Origin of the sequence: Pseudomonas sp. TH41 (assembly GCF_016650695.1) — a bacterium.
GTDB lineage: Bacteria > Pseudomonadota > Gammaproteobacteria > Pseudomonadales > Pseudomonadaceae > Aquipseudomonas.
Genome location: NZ_JAEKFH010000003.1, coordinates 609,670 through 627,019, shown reverse-complemented (window position 1 = coordinate 627,019; position 17,350 = coordinate 609,670). Strand labels below are relative to the sequence as shown.

Annotated in this window: 17 protein-coding genes; 10 read left to right on the top strand and 7 right to left on the bottom strand. The window is 59.4% G+C overall.

What is annotated here, in order from left to right; all coding sequences use genetic code 11:
• Positions 1–55 precede the first annotated feature (55 nt).
• The 5 genes from JFU37_RS05540 to JFU37_RS05520 form a co-directional block, all read right to left on the bottom strand.
• On the bottom strand, positions 56–436 hold the full coding sequence (locus tag JFU37_RS05540) for a termination factor Rho (protein ID WP_201113756.1): 381 nt from the start codon (positions 434–436) through the stop codon (positions 56–58).
• A gap of 114 nt (positions 437–550) precedes the next feature.
• Positions 551–805, bottom strand: coding sequence for a hypothetical protein (locus JFU37_RS05535; protein WP_201113754.1), 255 nt, complete (start codon positions 803–805; stop codon positions 551–553).
• A gap of 53 nt (positions 806–858) precedes the next feature.
• Positions 859–1,191 (bottom strand): hypothetical protein, encoded by a 333-nt coding sequence (locus JFU37_RS05530; RefSeq protein ID WP_201113752.1) that lies wholly within the window; start codon positions 1,189–1,191, stop codon positions 859–861.
• Between the two features lie 83 nt (positions 1,192–1,274).
• A complete protein-coding gene (locus JFU37_RS05525) occupies positions 1,275–2,480 on the bottom strand; it encodes an MFS transporter (RefSeq protein WP_201113750.1) in 1,206 nt (401 codons plus the stop codon).
• 529 nt (positions 2,481–3,009) lie between these two features.
• On the bottom strand, positions 3,010–4,068 hold the full coding sequence (locus JFU37_RS05520) for an IS110 family transposase (protein ID WP_201116398.1): 1,059 nt from the start codon (positions 4,066–4,068) through the stop codon (positions 3,010–3,012).
• Between the two features lie 202 nt (positions 4,069–4,270).
• Between JFU37_RS05520 and JFU37_RS05515 the strand changes: the two genes are divergently transcribed.
• From JFU37_RS05515 to JFU37_RS05490, 6 genes are all read left to right on the top strand, one after another.
• Entirely contained in the window at positions 4,271–4,753 is a 483-nt protein-coding gene (locus tag JFU37_RS05515; RefSeq protein WP_201116418.1) for a GNAT family N-acetyltransferase, read from the top strand.
• A 213-nt stretch (positions 4,754–4,966) separates the two neighbouring features.
• Complete coding sequence (locus JFU37_RS05510) at positions 4,967–5,959, top strand: 2-dehydro-3-deoxygalactonokinase (protein ID WP_201113748.1); 993 nt, start codon at positions 4,967–4,969, stop codon at positions 5,957–5,959.
• Between the two features lie 19 nt (positions 5,960–5,978).
• Positions 5,979–6,599 (top strand): 2-dehydro-3-deoxy-6-phosphogalactonate aldolase, encoded by a 621-nt coding sequence (locus JFU37_RS05505; RefSeq protein ID WP_201113746.1) that lies wholly within the window; start codon positions 5,979–5,981, stop codon positions 6,597–6,599.
• Between the two features lie 45 nt (positions 6,600–6,644).
• Complete coding sequence (dgoD, locus tag JFU37_RS05500) at positions 6,645–7,793, top strand: galactonate dehydratase (RefSeq protein ID WP_090186690.1); 1,149 nt, start codon at positions 6,645–6,647, stop codon at positions 7,791–7,793.
• Positions 7,794–7,967: 174 nt separating this feature from the next.
• Positions 7,968–9,278 carry an MFS transporter gene (locus JFU37_RS05495; protein ID WP_201113744.1) on the top strand — a complete coding sequence of 437 codons (1,311 nt, stop codon included), beginning with the start codon at positions 7,968–7,970 and terminating at the stop codon, positions 9,276–9,278.
• Positions 9,279–9,338: 60 nt separating this feature from the next.
• A complete protein-coding gene (locus JFU37_RS05490) occupies positions 9,339–10,142 on the top strand; it encodes an IclR family transcriptional regulator (protein ID WP_201113742.1) in 804 nt (267 codons plus the stop codon).
• Here the strand turns inward: JFU37_RS05490 and JFU37_RS05485 are convergent.
• On the bottom strand, positions 10,139–11,191 hold the full coding sequence (locus JFU37_RS05485) for an NAD(P)-dependent alcohol dehydrogenase (RefSeq protein WP_201113741.1): 1,053 nt from the start codon (positions 11,189–11,191) through the stop codon (positions 10,139–10,141). The genes JFU37_RS05490 and JFU37_RS05485 overlap by 4 nt on opposite strands.
• 191 nt (positions 11,192–11,382) lie before the next feature.
• On the opposite strand from JFU37_RS05485, the gene JFU37_RS05480 reads away from it, so the two are divergent.
• Positions 11,383–12,273, top strand: coding sequence for an AraC family transcriptional regulator (locus tag JFU37_RS05480; RefSeq protein WP_201113740.1), 891 nt, complete (start codon positions 11,383–11,385; stop codon positions 12,271–12,273).
• 166 nt (positions 12,274–12,439) lie between these two features.
• On the opposite strand, the gene JFU37_RS05475 is transcribed toward JFU37_RS05480, so the two are convergent.
• A complete protein-coding gene (locus JFU37_RS05475) occupies positions 12,440–14,104 on the bottom strand; it encodes a 4Fe-4S dicluster domain-containing protein (protein WP_201113739.1) in 1,665 nt (554 codons plus the stop codon).
• 544 nt (positions 14,105–14,648) lie between these two features.
• On the opposite strand from JFU37_RS05475, the gene JFU37_RS05470 reads away from it, so the two are divergent.
• From JFU37_RS05470 to JFU37_RS05460, 3 genes are all read left to right on the top strand, one after another.
• Positions 14,649–15,398: an electron transfer flavoprotein subunit beta/FixA family protein gene (locus JFU37_RS05470; RefSeq protein ID WP_140676162.1), complete on the top strand. Its 750-nt coding sequence runs from the start codon at positions 14,649–14,651 to the stop codon at positions 15,396–15,398.
• Positions 15,399–16,328 (top strand): electron transfer flavoprotein subunit alpha/FixB family protein, encoded by a 930-nt coding sequence (locus tag JFU37_RS05465; protein WP_201113738.1) that lies wholly within the window; start codon positions 15,399–15,401, stop codon positions 16,326–16,328. It begins immediately after the preceding gene.
• A 192-nt stretch (positions 16,329–16,520) separates the two neighbouring features.
• Positions 16,521–17,345, top strand: coding sequence for a substrate-binding periplasmic protein (locus JFU37_RS05460; RefSeq protein WP_201113737.1), 825 nt, complete (start codon positions 16,521–16,523; stop codon positions 17,343–17,345).
• Positions 17,346–17,350 lie beyond the last annotated feature (5 nt).

The following is a 17,350-nucleotide window of genomic DNA, read 5'->3' as shown; positions in this document are numbered from 1 at the left end:
TGTGGGAGCGGGCTTGCTCGCGAAAGGGCCCTCCAATTCAACACAAATCCTTACCCTAACCAGCCTTGCGCAACGCCTCGATCAACGCCTCCTTCCGCATCCCCGACCGCCCCGGAATCTTCTTCGCCCGCGCTTCTTTCCTCAAACTGTCCACAGTCTGGGTATCACGCGAAACCTTGCTGTTGCGCGGCTGACCTTCACGGCTGGCCGCCGCACGCCGCGATGATTCCTTGCGATCTTCCGACTTGGCGCTCGCCGGTTTCTTGCGTCCGGAACCACCCTTGCGTTCTCCACCACCCGACTGTTTGTTCACCGTCGCCCAGGCGCGAGCTTCTGCTTCTTCCTTCGAGACACCTTTGTGCTCGTAGCTCTCTTCGATGTGCTCGGCTTTGCGCTTCTGCTCGGCGGTGTATTTGACTTTGCTTCCACGAGGCATGGGATTTCTCCTACATTCGGGATCTAACGATCGCAGCCTGCGGCAGCTCCTACAGGAAAACGCATACCCCTGTGTAGGAGCTGGCGTAGCCTGCGATCTTTTGATGTTCAGCGTCTACGCATCCAGCTTGCGTGCAGCCTCAACACCCGCGGCACTGAGTTTGATCGGCAGTTGCAGCGAGTGCTCGCCGGCCTCGTTACAGATCACATGACCCTGCTGAATCAACCCACGATCCTGCAGCGTGGCGAGGGTGCTGGCCACGACTTTCTCCCCCCGGTAATTGTCCAGGACCTCCTTGCCCAAACCACTCGGGTGGGCGTGCAGCAGGCGGGTCAGGACTTCTTTCTCAAGGTTTTTATCGACGTTCATGGTTACCTCTTCATGGATGTGGATAGGGTTGGCGAGTCGTTCGCGACGGTGAATTATTGGCTGGCACCGCCTTCGGAACCCGAACCACTGGTGGTGGTTTTCTTGCTGGTGTCGGCGTTATCGGGCGTCCGGGTGTCCGGCATATTCGTGCCGCCTTGACGGCCCGTGTCGTTGCCCTGGAGACGAGGATCAGTGCCGGTGGCCGGCGGCAGGCTGCTGTCGATGCTCGCCCCCTCAGTGTTCATGCCCGGTGCGCTCTGGATGGCGGGCGCTTTCGGTTTTTCGACAGGGTTGGTCGGGCCCGTGCCAGACGCCATGGTGGCGGCGAAGGCCGCAGAGGACAGCAGGGTGGCGAGCGCGAGGGCGGTCAACCTGGACGTGATCATGGTGTCGTCTCCATTTAATAGAGTCCTTACCTGATATTGGTCCGCCCCCGATTTGAATTGGTGCCTGATGAACGACGAACGGTCTAGGTCGGCTGCAATGCTTTGGTGCTGGCGACCCGGCGCCAGATCAACCGCCCCACGGTGATCAGCCAGTTCAGCAGGGCGACCACCAGCACCGTGAGCAGTAACGTCGCCATTCCGTGCTCCACGATGATTTTCCCGGCCAGCAATGGAAAGCCAAACACGCCGATAAAGTAGGACAGGCTGAACAGCAGCAACGATTGTGAGGTGGTGCCGTGCGGTGCTTCATTGGCCGCGAGGCCGTTGATCACTGAATAGGTCAGGCCGTATCCGACGCCGAGCATCATCGCCGCCAGTACGTAACTGAAGCCTCCGTCGACGACGAAACCGAACAGCACAATCGAACCCATCATCAGTCCTGACAGCAGACAGGACGCACGCAACGGATCGCGCTTGACCACGAACCCGGCGATCAACAGTCGGCTGCTGATCGCTGCGCCCATGAAGCCGAAAAAGAACAATGAGTAATCGAGCGAACGAGACGCCGCGTAACTGGTTTGAAAACTCGACAGGCCACCGAATACGCACCCGCCGAGGCCGACCATGATGATCGGGAGTACCGCTCTGGAGGACAGTACCTGTGCGGTGGCGCGCCAGGAAATTCCTGCGACTGAGGCGGTGGGAGAAGGCGCTTTTTTTAGCTGCGCATCCAGTCGCCAAAAAAGCAAAACGCCGATAAGGCTTGCCAGCGCTGCGAGGTAAAACGCCGCCGTCACCGGATAGCCGAAGGCACTGGCAGCGCGGCCGAGCAATGGACCGCTGCCGATCCCGGTCATCATGCTGCCCGACAGTAACGCAAAGTATTTGGCGCGTTGAGCGGGCGTCACCAGGCTCGCCACAATGATCGGCCCCAGTGTGTAGAACACGCCCCAACCCAGCCCCAGCAACAGCCCGAAAAACAGCAGCAGAGAGCCGAATCCCGGTGTCAGTGCAAAGCCCAGGCTGGCAGCCACCAGCAGAACGCCGAACACCGCAATCGAGCGCGCCGCGCCGAGCCAGTCGGACAAGTGCCCGGAGACAATCACCGCCGCAAACGTACTGAGCATCGCCGCCGAAATCACGCTGCCGGCATCGTGTTCGTTACCGCCACGTGAGCCGATCAACAGCGACAGCAAAAACGTCGAGCCATAGGACAGTGACAGCAAATAACTGGCGAGACAGAACAGGCCGAATAACCTGCTGGAGACTTGCGGTGGTGCGGTAGACATGACGCAGTTCCTTGACCCGATAACGGTGAGTGTCATCTATCTATCATGCAAGGCGCCGATCTTAGGTCCGAAGTTATCGATTCCAGGGTTAGTGATGGCCGGAGTAATGCGCTCAAAACATTTGTGGCAGCATCTTGTAGCAGCCTGCGTCCGGCTGCGTGTAGGAGCGAGCTTGCTCGCGAAGATGGAACATCCAACACATTTTCTTTGGCTGAACGACCATCGCGAGCAAGCTCGCTCCTACACGCAGCCGGACGCAGGCTTCGCCAGCTGCTATGTATGGACTCGCCCCCCACTGTCTACCCGCTTTTGAAAAACCGTCGCCCCGTTGCATCTATGTATCAGGCCTATTCGTGGAAGCCGTCTTCGGCTTCTGGCCAAAATTGGAAAAGCTCGTGGTATGCCGATTACGGTCAGGCCTCGAAGGCCAGTAGCAGCTTAGGCATCAATCCACGCCGGTCTTACCTGGGGTCAATTTTTTTCAGCAAAGGGTCGGACAGTTAGTACCTCGGTGACAGAACTCTTTCGCTCAGTGGCTCATTGTCGCTTGCTGGCCATCACCAGCGTGGCGACGATAAGTCTGATCATTCTGTAAAAGCACCCAGACGATTCGCAGGTTGCGGTTGGCTAGCCTGATCGCAGCCTCCTTACGGCCCAGCCGGCTCATCCAGCGCAACAAGCGGCGGTCATCGGGTTGCTGGGAATCAGGTCGTAGTTGTTGCAGCACCGCATGGGCTCCCTGGATCATCAGGCTGCGTAAATAAACATCGCCTCGCTTGGTCATATCCCCTAGCCGGACCGTCTCCCCGCTGCTGTGCTGGTCAGGCACCATGCCAAAGTACGCGGCAAACTTGCGGGCATTGGGGAATCGCTCAGGCTTGGTTTCCTTGGCCACCAGTGCCGTGGCCGTGACTGGGCCGATGCCGCGCACAGTCATCAGTCGCTTCGCCGTCATGTCGGCGTTGGCGGCCACTTCCAGGCGTCCCGTCAGCACGCTGATGCGCTCGCCCAAATGGCGCCACTCGGCCAACAGTTCGTCGATCAGTTCACGCAGCAGGCCCGGCACCGGCTGGGTAGCATCTTCCAGTACCCGCGGAATTTTCTGGCTGATCGCAACATCGCCCTGCGCCAAGGCCACGCCGTGCTCGAGCAGCAGGCCGCGCATCTGATTACTGACAGCCGTGCGCCGACGCACATAGCCCTGACGGGCGCGATGCAACGCCTGCATTGCCAGCGCCGCGACGCTTTTGACCGGTACTGCGCAGATTTTTTCATCGCGACCAGCCCGCAGAATCGCCAGCGCATCGTTGCGATCATTTTTTGGCCCGCTGCGATGCGTGGCCACCAAACCGGCTGGAAGAATCCGCGCCAGATTGCCTTGTTCTTGCAACTGCCGGGCCCAGGCTTGAGCACCCGGACCGGTCTCCATCAAAACCACGACATAAGGCGGTAACTTGTGGAGAAACTCATAAAACGCCTCGCGCGACTTGATCCGCTGCTCGTAGCGCACCTGACCGAGGACATCTTCACCGGCAACCTGAAAGACCTGCTTGGCCAGATCGACCGCTAAGGTTGTGCAGGCCGACAAATCGGAAGAAGACAGGGATTGATCAATCGAACTATGATTTTTCATGGACTCGCCCTCGCTGTCGTTGGCTGTTTAGACTGCCACCGTGGCGCATTGACGCCTCGGCTTGGGCGAGTCCATCCAATTACACATGCTCCATAATTTCCCATGTGACGAGCGCCGTCTTAGTATGGCGTTTTCAACTTTTGACGAAGGCACGTCCATGACCATCGAGATCCGCCCGGCGACCCCCAGCGATGCACCGCAAATCCTCGCGTTCATCACTGAACTGGCCGATTACGAACGTGCCCGCCACGAAGTCATTGCCAGCGTCGCCGACATTGAGCGCAGCCTGTTCAGCGAAGGCGCCACCGCCCACGGCCTGATCTGCCTGCGCGATAGCCTGCCGATTGGTTTTGCGGTGTTCTTCTTCAGCTATTCGACCTGGCTGGGCAGTAACTGCCTGTACCTCGAAGACCTCTACATTACCCCTGAACAGCGCGGCGGCGGCGCAGGCAAAACCTTGCTGCGCCACCTGGCAAAAATCGCCTGCGCCAATGATTGCGGGCGTTTTGAGTGGAGCGTGCTGGACTGGAATAAGCCCGCTATCGAATTCTATAAATCCTTGGGCGCGCAGCCGCAGGAAGAGTGGGTTCGGTATCGGATGGATGGGGCGGTGTTAAGGGATTTTGCCGCGGGCAATTGAACCCTTAAAAGATCGCAGCCTTCGGCAGCTCCTACACGGGTTTGTGTTCGACCGCGATATTGCGGCGTTCACCGAATCTGTAGGAGCTGCCGAAGGCTGCGATCTTTTGACTGTATCCCAAAATATGGGATAGATATTTATATATTGAGATTTTACCGCGTCCGGGTTTATAGTCCAGCTCACTCACTGCCCATCAACAAAACAGGTGAAGCGATGCTGGCGCAATTGATCGCGCTCGATTGGGGGACAACCTCATTACGTGCTTACAAACTTGCCGCGGGTGGCCAGGTACTCGAACAGCGTTCGCTGTCGTCGGGGATCATGCAGTTGCCGCGCACGCCGCGAGTCATCGCCGGTCGGGAATGCGCTGACGGTTTTGAACTGGCGTTCGATGAGGCCTGCGGTGACTGGCTCGACGCGCAACCGGATTTGCCGGTGATTGCCTGTGGCATGGTTGGCAGCGCGCAGGGCTGGCGCGAAGCGGCTTACCGCGACACACCGGCGAACGTCGCTAACCTCGGAATGTCCTTACAAACCGTGCGCAGTCTGCGCGGTGTCGATGTGCATATCGTGCCGGGTGTGATTCAGCGTTCGCGTCTGCCGAATGTGATGCGTGGCGAAGAAACCCAGGTCCTCGGCGTGCTACAGAATCTGCTGAACGGGGCGAGCGCTGATCTGTTGATCGGGCTGCCGGGCAGTCATTCGAAATGGGTGGAAGTGGCCGATGGCTGCATCGTGCATTTCGATACGTTCATGACCGGCGAAGTGTTCGCCGTGCTCAGTGAACACAGCATTCTCGGGCGCACCCAACAGCGCGGGGCGTCGTTTGATGGCGAGGCTTTTGATCGTGGCGTGCAGGTGGCCTTGTCCACGGACGGCGAGATCGGTCCGCTGTCGACGCTGTTCAGTGCCCGCAGTTTGGGGCTGACCGGCGAACTGAGCGCCACGGCTCAACCGGATTATCTGTCCGGTCTACTGATCGGCCATGAGCTGTCGGCGCTGGCCAGTGTTTTGAGGCATCGGCGCAACAGCGTTCATCTGCCTTCAATCGTCCTCATCGGTAACTCCCAACTCTGCGCCCGCTACAGCCGGGCCCTCGATGCCTGCGGTTTTGCTCGGGTGACGCTGGCCGAACAAGCCACCGAACGCGGGTTGTGGCAGTTGGCTGTCGCCGCCGGACTGATCACACAAACCCCATCCCGTTAAACCCGACTGGAGGTCTGACATGCTCAAGCAAGCACTGGCGCAAAACGGACTGATCGCGATCCTGCGCGGCCTGCGCCCGCAAGAAGCGGCCGCCATTGGCGACGTCCTTTACGCCGCCGGATTTCGCGTCATCGAGGTGCCGCTCAATTCCCCAGAGCCGTACGAAAGTATCCGCATCCTGCGCAGTACCTTGCCCGTCGATTGCCTGATCGGCGCGGGCACGGTGCTGACGCCGGAACAGGTCGAGCAGGTGAAAGCGGCGGGTGGGCAGGTGATTGTCATGCCGCATAGCGATGCCAAGGTGTTGCGCGCGGCGAAGGCCGCAGGGTTGTTCCTGTCGCCGGGTGTCGCGACGCCGACCGAGGCGTTCGCCGCGTTGGCCGAAGGCGCGGATGTGCTGAAGCTGTTTCCCGCCGAGCAGATGGGGCCGGCCGTTGTGAAAGCCTGGCTCGCGGTGTTGCCGGCAGGAACCGTGCTGGTGCCGGTCGGGGGGATCACGCCGGACAACATGCAGGTGTTTATCGATGCGGGTGTCAAAGGCTTCGGCCTGGGTTCCGGGTTGTTCAAACCGGGCATGAGCCCGCAAGACGTGGCCGTGAACGCCAAGGCGTATGTCGCTGCATGGAATGCTCTGCGTTAAGACTTTTTGGCGCCGAGCGCGCTGCATCCAATAAGAGAGACAAAGATGAAAATCACCAAACTGACCACCTTCATCGTTCCCCCGCGTTGGTGCTTCCTCAAGATTGAAACCGACGAGGGCGTGACCGGTTGGGGCGAGCCCGTGGTCGAAGGTCGCGCCCACACCGTGGCGGCTGCCGTCGAAGAATTGTCCGACTACCTGATCGGCAAAGACCCACGCAACATCGAAGACATCTGGACCGTGCTCTACCGCGGCGGCTTCTACCGTGGCGGCGCAATCCACATGAGCGCGCTGGCCGGTATCGATCAGGCGTTGTGGGACATCAAGGGCAAGGCCTTGGGGGTGTCGGTCAGCGATTTGCTCGGTGGCCAGGTGCGCGACAAGATTCGCGTGTATTCGTGGATCGGCGGCGACCGGCCGGCGGACACCGCGCGTGCTGCGAAAGAAGCGGTCGAGCGTGGTTTTACGGCGGTGAAAATGAATGGCACCGAGGAGCTGCAGTTTCTCGATTCCTTCGAGAAAGTCGACCTGGCGCTGGCCAACGTCGCGGCCGTGCGTGATGCCGTGGGCCCGAACGTCGGCATCGGCGTGGACTTCCATGGTCGGGTGCACAAGCCGATGGCCAAAGTGCTGATGAAGGAACTCGACCCGTACAAACTGATGTTCATCGAAGAACCGGTGCTCAGCGAAAACTACGAAGCGCTGAAGGAGCTGGCGCCGCTGACCAGCACGCCGATTGCCCTCGGCGAGCGCCTGTTCTCGCGCTGGGATTTCAAGCGCGTGCTCAGCGAAGGTTACGTCGACATCATTCAGCCCGACGCGTCGCACGCTGGCGGTATCACCGAAACCCGCAAGATCGCCAACATGGCCGAAGCTTACGACGTGGCGTTGGCGCTGCATTGCCCGTTGGGCCCGATTGCACTGGCGGCGTGCCTGCAACTGGACGCGGTTTGCTACAACGCGTTTATCCAGGAACAGAGCCTGGGCATCCACTACAACGAGAGCAACGACCTGCTGGATTACGTCAAGGACCCACGGGTGTTCGACTACGACAAAGGCTTCGTGAAAATCCCGAATGGCCCAGGGTTGGGAATCGAGATCAACGAGGAATACGTCATCGAACGCGCGGCGGTCGGCCATCGCTGGCGCAACCCGATCTGGCGCCATGCCGATGGCAGTTTTGCCGAGTGGTGATCGATCTCTGATTCACCCCCCATCCCCTGTGGGAGCGAGCCTGCTCGCGATAGCGGTGTGTCAGTCGACATCATTGTTGGATGAACAGCCGCCATCGCGAGCAAGCTCGCTCCCACAAGGGTGCAGTGCAAGCCTTCAATTCGACCTCAATAAACATAAGAAGAGGCACTCCCCATGCAACCGCAAACCCTCACCGGGCAGGCGTCGTTGGTGACGCCCAGTCGCAAGCGTTTTTTCATCATGGTCCTGCTGTTTATCACCGTGGTGATCAACTATCTGGACCGCAGCAACCTGTCGATCGCGGCACCGGCGCTGACCAGCGAGCTGGGTATCGATCCGATTCACGTCGGGCTGATCTTTTCGGCGTTTGGCTGGACCTACGCCGCCATGCAGATCCCCGGCGGCTGGCTGGTGGATCGGGTTCCGCCGCGCATCCTTTACAGCGTTGCCTTACTGCTGTGGTCGGTCGCCACGGTGATGCTCGGTTTTGCGGCCAGTTTCATCGCACTGTTCGTCTTGCGTATGGCCGTCGGTGCCCTTGAAGCACCGGCATACCCGATCAACAGCCGCGTGGTCACCACCTGGTTTCCCGAGCGCGAACGCGCCACGGCAATCGGTTTCTATACCTCCGGGCAGTTTGTGGGTCTGGCGTTCCTGACACCGGTATTGGCCTGGCTGCAGCATCAATATGGCTGGCACATGGTGTTCGTCAGTACCGGTGTGGTGGGCATTCTCTGGGCGGTGATCTGGTACGCGGTGTATCGCGAACCACGAGATTTCAACGGCGCCAACGACGCCGAAATCGATTTGATCCGCGAGGGCGGCGGGTTGGTGGATATCCAGGCTGAACAAGCCAGGGTCAAAGCCAAATTCAGCTGGACCGACCTCGGGATTGTTCTGAGCAAACGCAAGCTGTGGGGTATTTACCTCGGCCAGTTTTGCCTCAATTCGACGCTGTGGTTTTTTCTGACGTGGTTCCCGACCTACCTGGTGAAATATCGCGGCATGGACTTCATCAAGTCCGGTTTGTTGGCTTCGCTGCCGTTTCTTGCCGCCTTCGTCGGCGTGCTCTGTTCCGGGTTCTTTTCAGACTTCTTGATCCGTCGCGGTTACACGGTGGGTTTCGCCCGCAAGTTGCCGATCATTGGCGGCTTGCTGATTTCCACCTCGATTATCGGCGCCAACTTCGTCGAGTCGACACCGCTGGTGATTGCTTTCCTCGCGTTGGCGTTCTTCGGCAACGGACTGGCCTCGATCACCTGGTCGCTGGTGTCAACGCTGGCGCCGGCACGACTGCTCGGGTTGACCGGCGGGGTATTCAATTTCATCGGCAATCTGTCGGCCATTACCACGCCGATCGTTATCGGTTTCCTGGCCACCGGTGATTCGTTTGCGCCAGCAATCACCTATATCGCGGTGCTGGCGTTGATCGGTGCACTTTCCTACGTGCTGCTGGTCGGGAAGGTCGAGCGTATCAAGTTGTAGTCGCAGCGGTCGGGCGACCATAATGCCGCCCGTTCACTCGCTCAACGGTAAAGGCTGGATATGCAGGAAGACGCCCCAAAAAACGCCAAGGACGCCGCGCCGACCGGTACCCAGACACTGCTTCGTGGTTTGGGTGTGGTTCAGGCCGTGGCCAGTGGCGCCCGCGATCTCAAGGAAATCGCCCGGCTGATCGGCACGACGCGTAGCACCACGCATCGTCTGGCCAGTTGCCTGGTGGACGAGCGTTATCTGCGTGTGGTGCCGCAAGTCGGTTATTTGTTGGGGCCGAAGCTGATCGAGCTGGGTTTCCAGGCGCGCGAAGAGTTGCCGCTGGTGACTCTTGCCGGGCCCTACCTGGATGAGTTGTCGGCATTGACCGGCGACACCATTCACCTGGCGATCCGTGAAGGCGACGAAGTGCTGTACCTGCACAAGAATCCGGGGCGCAATGGCCCGGAAATGCGTTCGCGGGTCGGTCATCGCATGCCATTGGCGCGCACCGGGATCGGCAAGGCATTGATGCTCGATGACACGCCGCAAGAGTGGCAGCGGCTGTACGAAGTCAGCCTGCCAGCGGGTGGGAAAAATCTATTCTGGCCGCAGCACCCGGAGCAGTCCTGGGAGCAGTTCCAGCAGCGCATGGTCGAGTACGTGGCGGGTGGTTACGCCTTCGACCTGGAAGACAACGAACCGTCGATCCGCTGTGTGGCGGCGCCCATTCGTGATGCCAGCAAGCGCATCGTTGCCGGCATCAGCATCGCCAGCACCGTGCCTTATATGCCACTGGAAAAAATGGCCGAGCTGATTCCCCTGATCAAAGGGGTCACAGCACGGCTCTCGGCGGAGCTCGGTGCGAAGGTTTAAACCTTCAGCGTTGCCATATCGATAACGAAGCGGTACTTCACGTCGCCCGCGATCATGCGGGTGTAAGCCTCGTTGATCTGACGGATGTCGAGCATTTCGATGTCGCAGGTGATGGTGTGCTCGGCGCAGAAATCCAGCACTTCCTGGGTCTCTGCGATGCCTCCGATCAGCGAGCCGGCCAGCACGCGACGCCCCAACACCAGTTTGGCGGCGTGGACCGGTGGATCGACCGGTTCGATCAAGCCCACCAGAATGTGCACTCCGTCGAAGCGCAGCGTATCGAGGTAGGGATTGAGATCGTGCTGCACTGGAATGGTGTCCAGCAGGAAATCGAAATGGCCGGCCGCAGCTTTCATTTGCTCGGCATCGGTGGACACGATTACGTGGTCCGCCCCCTGACGACGGCCTTCTTCAGCCTTGCTCGCCGAGCGGGTGAACAGCGTCACTTCGGCGCCCATCGCCTTGGCGAACTTGATGCCCATGTGGCCGAGGCCGCCCATGCCGAGAATCCCGACCTTGTCGCCAGCCTTCACGCCGTAATGCTTGAGCGGCGAATAGGTGGTGATGCCCGCGCACAGGATCGGCGCGGCGCTGGCCAGGTCGAGTTTTTCCGGGATGCGCACCACGAAGTGCTCGCTGACCACGATGCTGTCGGAGTAGCCGCCCATGGTGTTGCTGCCATCGACGCGGTCCGGGGTGGCGTACGTCATGGTCGGGCCTTCGAGGCAGTATTGCTCGAGGTTCGACTGGCAGGCTTCGCAGCTGCGGCAGGAGTCGACCATGCAGCCGACACCGACCACATCGCCAACTTTGTGCTTGGTGACATTCGCACCAATGGCGGTCACTTTTCCGACGATCTCATGACCGGGCATCAGCGGGTAAACGGCAATGCCCCACTCGTTGCGTGCCTGATGGATGTCGGAATGGCAGACGCCGCAGTACAGAATGTCGATGGCAACGTCGTCGGCGCGCGGGCTGCGGCGTTCGAATTTCACGGGGGCGAGGGGAGTGGTGGCCGACTGGGCGGCATAACCGATGGCGGTGTACATGATGAACCTCGCAAAAGCAGTGACAAGTGAGTCGGCGCATTTTGGGCGCCGCACCTGCTACCGGCCATGGCGATTCCTCCGGGTGTCATGCCTAATCCTCCGGCATCGGCTTTCGATTGGACGCAATGACGATCAGACCTGCGATGATGCTTTCATCCCTTTTTCCGCGACTTTTTTTGTGAAGAGCTCCCATGTTGTTGACCCGTCATCTCGATGCCAATGCCACGCTGGTTTCGCTGATTCAGCCGTTGGCGATCCGTGACGGTTTCGTCCCGACAGCGTTGCCGGGTGTGCAGGTTTTGCGAGCCAGCTGCGATGTGGCTCGTGGTCCGCAGATTTACGAACCTAGCCTGGTGATCATCGCCCAGGGCAGCAAACTGGCGTATCTGGGGCCGCGTACGCTGGAGTACGGCGCCGGGCATTATTTGATTCAGGCATTGCCTGTGCCGTTTGAGTGCGAAACGTTTTCGGCGCCGGATGGGCCGATGCTCGGGGTTTCCATCGCCATCGATCGGGTGTTGCTCGGAGAGTTGGTGTTGGCCATGGGGCTGGTGCCGGGGCGCAATATTCCTGCTCAGACGCCGGAGTCCATGACCTCGGCAGTGCTCGATGACGCCATGCGCGGTTGTGTGGAACGGTTGTTGCGCTGTCTGCACGATCCGCTGGAATGCCAGATCATGGGCCAGGCGCGGTTGCGAGAATTGTTGTTTGTCGCGTTGCGGGGACCGCAGGCCGATGTGTTGCGGGCATTGGTGGAGCAGCAGGGACAGTTCGCCCGGATTGCGGCTTCGCTCAACTATCTGCACGGGCATTTCACTGAACCGTTGAACGTAGAGACGCTGGCCAGTTGCGCAAACATGAGTGCGTCGACCTTTCATGAGCATTTCAAGCGCAGCACCTTGTTGTCGCCGGTGCAGTACTTGAAGCGCTTGCGTTTGCTCAAGGCGCAGCAGTTGTTGCTCGCTGAAGGTTTGGGTGTGGCGCAAGTTGCGCATCGGGTGGGGTATCAGAGTACGTCGCAGTTCAGTCGGGAGTACAAGCGCTACTTCGAGCGTAACCCTGGCGACGAGCGAGCGGCCTGATGATTCCCTGTAGGAGCGAGCTTGCTCGCGATGGTGTGTCATTCAACGCAGATGTCGACTGACACTCCATCGCGAGCAAGCTCGCTCCTACAGGGGGCGGTGGTGCACAAATCTCGGGCAACAAAAAGGCCCCCATTTCGGGAGCCTTGATGTTCAGGCGCTCGACTTACATGTTCGGGTAAGTCGGGCCGCCAGCACCTTCCGGTGCAACCCAGGTGATGTTCTGTGCAGGGTCCTTGATGTCGCAGGTCTTGCAGTGAACGCAGTTCTGGGCGTTGATCTGGAAGCGCTTCTCGCCGTCTTCCTTGGTCACCACTTCGTACACGCCGGCCGGGCAGTAGCGCTGGGCAGGCTCATCGTACATCGGCAGGTTTTTGCTGATCGGGATGCTTGGGTCGGTCAGCTTCAGGTGGCACGGTTGTTCTTCTTCGTGGTTAGTCCCCGAGATGAATACCGAGCTCAGTTTATCGAAGCTGAGCTTGCCGTCCGGTTTCGGGTAATCGATCTTCTTGCAGTCGGCCGCGAGCTTGAGGCAAGCGTAATCCGGCTTGGTGTCATGCAAGGTGAACGGCAGTTTGCCGCCGAAGATGTTCTGGTCGAGCCAGTTGAAACCGCCACCGACAATAGCGCCGAACTTGTGGATCGCCGGGCCGAAGTTGCGGCTGGCGAACAGTTCGTCGTAGAGCCAGCTCTTCTTGAACGCGTCGACGTAGGTGGTCAGCTCTTGCGTGCCATCCAGGTCGGCGAACAATGCATCAGCCACCGATTCAGCGGCGAGCATGCCGGACTTCATCGCGGTGTGGCTGCCTTTGATCTTGGCGAAGTTCAGGGTGCCGAGGTCGCAACCGATCAGCGCGCCGCCCTTGAACACCATTTTCGGCAGCGAGTTCAGGCCGCCCTTGGAGATGGCGCGAGCGCCGTAACTGATGCGCTTGCCGCCTTCCAGGTACTGCTTGAGTACCGGGTGATGCTTGAGGCGCTGGAATTCGTCGAAAGGCGACAGGTAAGTGTTGCTGTAGGACAAGTCGACGATCAGACCCACGACAACCTGGTTGTTTTCCAGGTGATAGAGGAAGGAGCCACCGGTGTTCTCGGTGCCCATGATGTCCAACGGCCAACCGGCGGTGTGCACCACCAGGCCTGGCTGATGCTTGGCCGGGTCGACTTCCCAGATTTCTTTCAGGCCGATGCCGTAGTGTTGGGCGTCAGCCTCGCTGTCGAGGTTGAAGCGCTTGATCAGCTGCTTGCCGATGTGGCCGCGGCAACCTTCGGCGAACAGCGTGTATTTGCCACGCAGTTCCATGCCCGGGGTGTACAGGCCTTCTTTCGGATGGCCTTCGCGGTCCACACCCAGGTCGCCGGTGATGATCCCGCGAACTACGCCGTTCTCGTCGAACAACGCTTCCTGTGCGGCGAAACCAGGGTAGATTTCTACACCCAGGTTCTCGGCCTGCTGGGCCAGCCAGCGGCACAGGTTGCCCAGGGAGATGATGTAGTTGCCTTCGTTGTGCATGGTCTTGGGCACAAAGAGGTCAGGAATTTTTTGCGCGCTGTCGGCGTTCTTGAGGACGAAAATGTCATCGCGAGTGACCGGCGTGTTCAGCGGCGCGCCGAGTTCTTTCCAGTCCGGGAACAATTCGTTCAGGGCGCGTGGTTCGAACACGGCACCGGACAGGATGTGAGCACCGACTTCGGAGCCTTTTTCGACCACGCAGACGCTGATTTCCTTACCGGCTTCGGCGGCCTTCTGCTTCAAACGGCAGGCAGCGGAAAGACCAGCGGGGCCGGCACCGACGATGACCACGTCGAATTCCATGTATTCGCGTTCCACAGGTTATCTCCTACTCAAGGCTCAACAGTTTTTTTTCTAATTGGAAGTTTGGTGTCGCATCCATGAACCCCTGCGCGAGCGGGGGAGAGGACAATCGATGAACCACCTTTCTCTCTGGGTGGCGCATTATATCTACACCACTCCTAGCGTCCAATACAAACGTTTGTTTGAATCGGCTCCAGGCCAGATAAATCAAAGTCACGCGGCTTACGAACGGCCATTTTGCCGTATTGACCGGAATAGGCGTTCCGGTCAAGATACGGTCGGTTTTGCGCTCGCCGTAGGCTGACTATAGGTTTCAAGTGCACCTCTAAAGACAGGGCGATGGCAGTACCCGGTAATGCGTTGCGATCTTTGGCTACGCAGTTTACACGCCGCGATAATGAATGACTCGTCGGTCATCGCTGACGAACGGTCATCACTGTCGTGAGCACGTTCACCGGATCCTGTGCCAGCGTTTTTAGAGGTGCCCTTGCGCCGATGAGCATCATCCGCCAGGTTCGCCTAGGCGACTTTCTTTTCACCGGAGAGTAACGAGGAATCCATGAAGGTTCTTGTAGCTGTCAAACGCGTTGTGGATTACAACGTTAAGGTTCGCGTCAAGGCGGACAATTCCGGCGTCGATCTTGCCAACGTCAAGATGTCGATGAACCCGTTCTGCGAGATCGCCGTTGAAGAAGCTGTGCGCCTGAAAGAGAAAGGTGTTGCGACTGAAATCGTCGTCGTCTCCGTCGGCCCGTCCACCGCTCAAGAGCAACTGCGCACCGCGCTGGCTCTGGGTGCCGACCGCGCCATCCTCGTCGAGTCCGCCGAAGATCTGACGTCCCTGGCCGTTGCCAAACTGTTGAAAGCGGTTGTCGACAAGGAACAGCCTCAGCTGGTGATCCTTGGCAAACAAGCCATCGACAGCGACAACAACCAGACTGGCCAGATGCTCGCTGCATTGAGCGGCTACGGTCAGGGCACGTTCGCTTCGAAAGTCGAAATCAGCGGCGACACCGTTGCCGTGACTCGCGAAGTCGACGGCGGCGCACAGACAGTTTCCTTGAAACTGCCGGCCATCGTCACCACCGACCTGCGTTTGAACGAGCCGCGCTACGCGTCCCTGCCAAACATCATGAAAGCCAAGAAGAAGCCTCTCGAAGTGCTGACTCCGGACGCTTTGGGCGTTTCCACCGCCTCCACCAACAAGACCGTGAAAGTCGAAGCGCCAGCGGCACGCAGCGCGGGTATCAAGGTCAAGTCGGTGGCTGAACTGGTCGAGAAACTGAAAAACGAAGCGAAGGTAATCTAAATGACTATCTTGGTTATTGCTGAACACGACAACAAAGTAGTGGCCCCGGCCACACTGAACACTGTTGCTGCTGCCGCCAAAATCGGTGGTGACATCCACGTTCTGGTTGCCGGCCAGGGCGTTGGCGCCGTGGCTGAAGCCGCTGCGAAAATCGCTGGCGTGGCTAAAGTGCTGGTGGCCGACAACGCCGCCTACGCTCACCAACTGCCGGAAAACGTCGCACCGCTGGTTGCAGAGTTGGGCAAGGGCTACAGCCACATCCTGGCTGCCGCTACCTCCAACGGCAAAAACATCCTGCCGCGCGTTGCCGCTCAGCTGGACGTTGACCAGATCTCCGAGATCATCTCGGTTGAAAGCGCTGACACCTTCAAGCGCCCGATCTACGCCGGTAACGCCATCGCTACCGTTCAATCGAACGCTGCGGTGAAAGTGATCACCGTGCGTGCGACCGGTTTCGACCCGGTGGCTGCTGAAGGTGGTTCGGCTGCCGTTGAAACCGTTGCTGCTGCTCACGATGCTGCGATCTCCAGCTTCGTTGGCGAAGAGCTGGCCAAGTCCGATCGTCCGGAACTGACCGCTGCCAAGATCGTCGTTTCCGGCGGCCGCGGCATGCAGAACGGCGACAACTTCAAACACCTGTACGCCCTGGCCGACAAGCTGGGCGCTGCCGTTGGTGCTTCTCGCGCCGCGGTCGACGCAGGTTTTGTACCCAACGACATGCAGGTCGGTCAGACCGGCAAGATCGTTGCTCCACAGCTGTACATCGCGGTCGGTATCTCCGGCGCGATCCAGCACCTGGCCGGCATGAAAGACTCCAAGGTGATCGTTGCGATCAACAAGGACGAAGAAGCGCCGATCTTCCAGGTGGCCGATTACGGCCTGGTGGCGGACCTGTTCGAAGCCATCCCTGAGTTTGAGAAGCTGGTCTAATCCAGCGGCCTGACTTATAAAGAGCCCGACCTTTTGGTCGGGCTTTTTTTTTTGTTCTTCTGTAGGAGCAAGCTTGCTCGCGATGGACGTTAACGTTGACGCGCACTCCGGATAAACGCGGCGCACTGGAGATCATCGCGAGCGAGCTCGCTCCTACAGGGTCTAACCGGTTTTGAATGGGAGAGTGTCGCCATGGATCTGCGCCGAGTGTTCGGTCAGTCAGTACTGCTGGGCCTGACGATGTTGCCAATGCTGTCCAGTGCCGCAGGCAAGTGCGAACGCCTCGTGGTGACCGGCAGCCCCGATGCGCCGCCGTACCTGTGGCAAGACCCGCAAAACCCCAAGCACCTGATCGGCGCCAGTGCCGATCTGTTGCAGCAAGTAGCGGGGCAGTTGGGCATCAAGGTCGAGATGCTTTACGCCGGCAAACGCTCCCAAGCCCTGGATGAAGTGCGCAGTGGGCGCATGGACATGTTGGCGGACGCGCCGTTGACGGTCAGCGAGCTGGAAACCCTGGATTACATTCATCCGCCGTTGCTGGAAAACGATTACCTTGTCTGGACCCGCAAAGACTCGGCATTGGTCTACAACGAAGCACAGGACCTTCACGGTCATCCCGGCGCCTTGTCGGAAAAGTCTCGAATGACCCCCGCATTTGGCACGTTCGCCGAACAGCAATTGACCCTCGTGCGCACGCCGAACCTGACCCAGGCCTTTCAGAAGTTGCTCTTGGGCGAGGTGGATTATGTCTTGGCCGGACGCTACTCGGGCATGGCGGCCGCGCAGGCACTGAGCATGGCCAACGACCTGGTGGCTCGCTCGCAGCCGGTCGACAAACCCGGTCTGTTCCTCGCGGTTTCCCATAACTCCGCCTGCAACGATCCATGGTTGCGCGGACAGCTGGCTAAAAAGATGACAGAATTGCCCGCGTCCGGACTGACGGAAGCCATCTTGCAGCGCAACATCGAGCGTTGGAAATCGCAGCAGCAACAACCCGTCAGTACCCCAAAACAGTAGGGATT

Bases quoted from the DNA above. Each gene is read 5' to 3' on its own strand.
- JFU37_RS05495 (WP_201113744.1), top strand. From the start codon at position 7,968: ATGCAACCGCAAACCCTCACCGGGCAGGCGTCGTTGGTGACGCCCAGT.
- JFU37_RS05510 (WP_201113748.1), top strand. From the start codon at position 4,967: ATGCTGGCGCAATTGATCGCGCTCGATTGGGGGACAACCTCATTACGT.
- JFU37_RS05460 (WP_201113737.1), top strand. From the start codon at position 16,521: ATGGATCTGCGCCGAGTGTTCGGTCAGTCAGTACTGCTGGGCCTGACG.
- JFU37_RS05540 (WP_201113756.1), bottom strand. From the start codon at position 436: ATGCCTCGTGGAAGCAAAGTCAAATACACCGCCGAGCAGAAGCGCAAA.
- JFU37_RS05490 (WP_201113742.1), top strand. From the start codon at position 9,339: ATGCAGGAAGACGCCCCAAAAAACGCCAAGGACGCCGCGCCGACCGGT.
- dgoD (WP_090186690.1), top strand. From the start codon at position 6,645: ATGAAAATCACCAAACTGACCACCTTCATCGTTCCCCCGCGTTGGTGC.
- JFU37_RS05515 (WP_201116418.1), top strand. From the start codon at position 4,271: ATGACCATCGAGATCCGCCCGGCGACCCCCAGCGATGCACCGCAAATC.
- JFU37_RS05530 (WP_201113752.1), bottom strand. From the start codon at position 1,191: ATGATCACGTCCAGGTTGACCGCCCTCGCGCTCGCCACCCTGCTGTCC.
- JFU37_RS05485 (WP_201113741.1), bottom strand. From the start codon at position 11,191: ATGTACACCGCCATCGGTTATGCCGCCCAGTCGGCCACCACTCCCCTC.
- JFU37_RS05470 (WP_140676162.1), top strand. From the start codon at position 14,649: ATGAAGGTTCTTGTAGCTGTCAAACGCGTTGTGGATTACAACGTTAAG.
- JFU37_RS05525 (WP_201113750.1), bottom strand. From the start codon at position 2,480: ATGTCTACCGCACCACCGCAAGTCTCCAGCAGGTTATTCGGCCTGTTC.
- JFU37_RS05480 (WP_201113740.1), top strand. From the start codon at position 11,383: ATGTTGTTGACCCGTCATCTCGATGCCAATGCCACGCTGGTTTCGCTG.
- JFU37_RS05535 (WP_201113754.1), bottom strand. From the start codon at position 805: ATGAACGTCGATAAAAACCTTGAGAAAGAAGTCCTGACCCGCCTGCTG.
- JFU37_RS05465 (WP_201113738.1), top strand. From the start codon at position 15,399: ATGACTATCTTGGTTATTGCTGAACACGACAACAAAGTAGTGGCCCCG.
- JFU37_RS05505 (WP_201113746.1), top strand. From the start codon at position 5,979: ATGCTCAAGCAAGCACTGGCGCAAAACGGACTGATCGCGATCCTGCGC.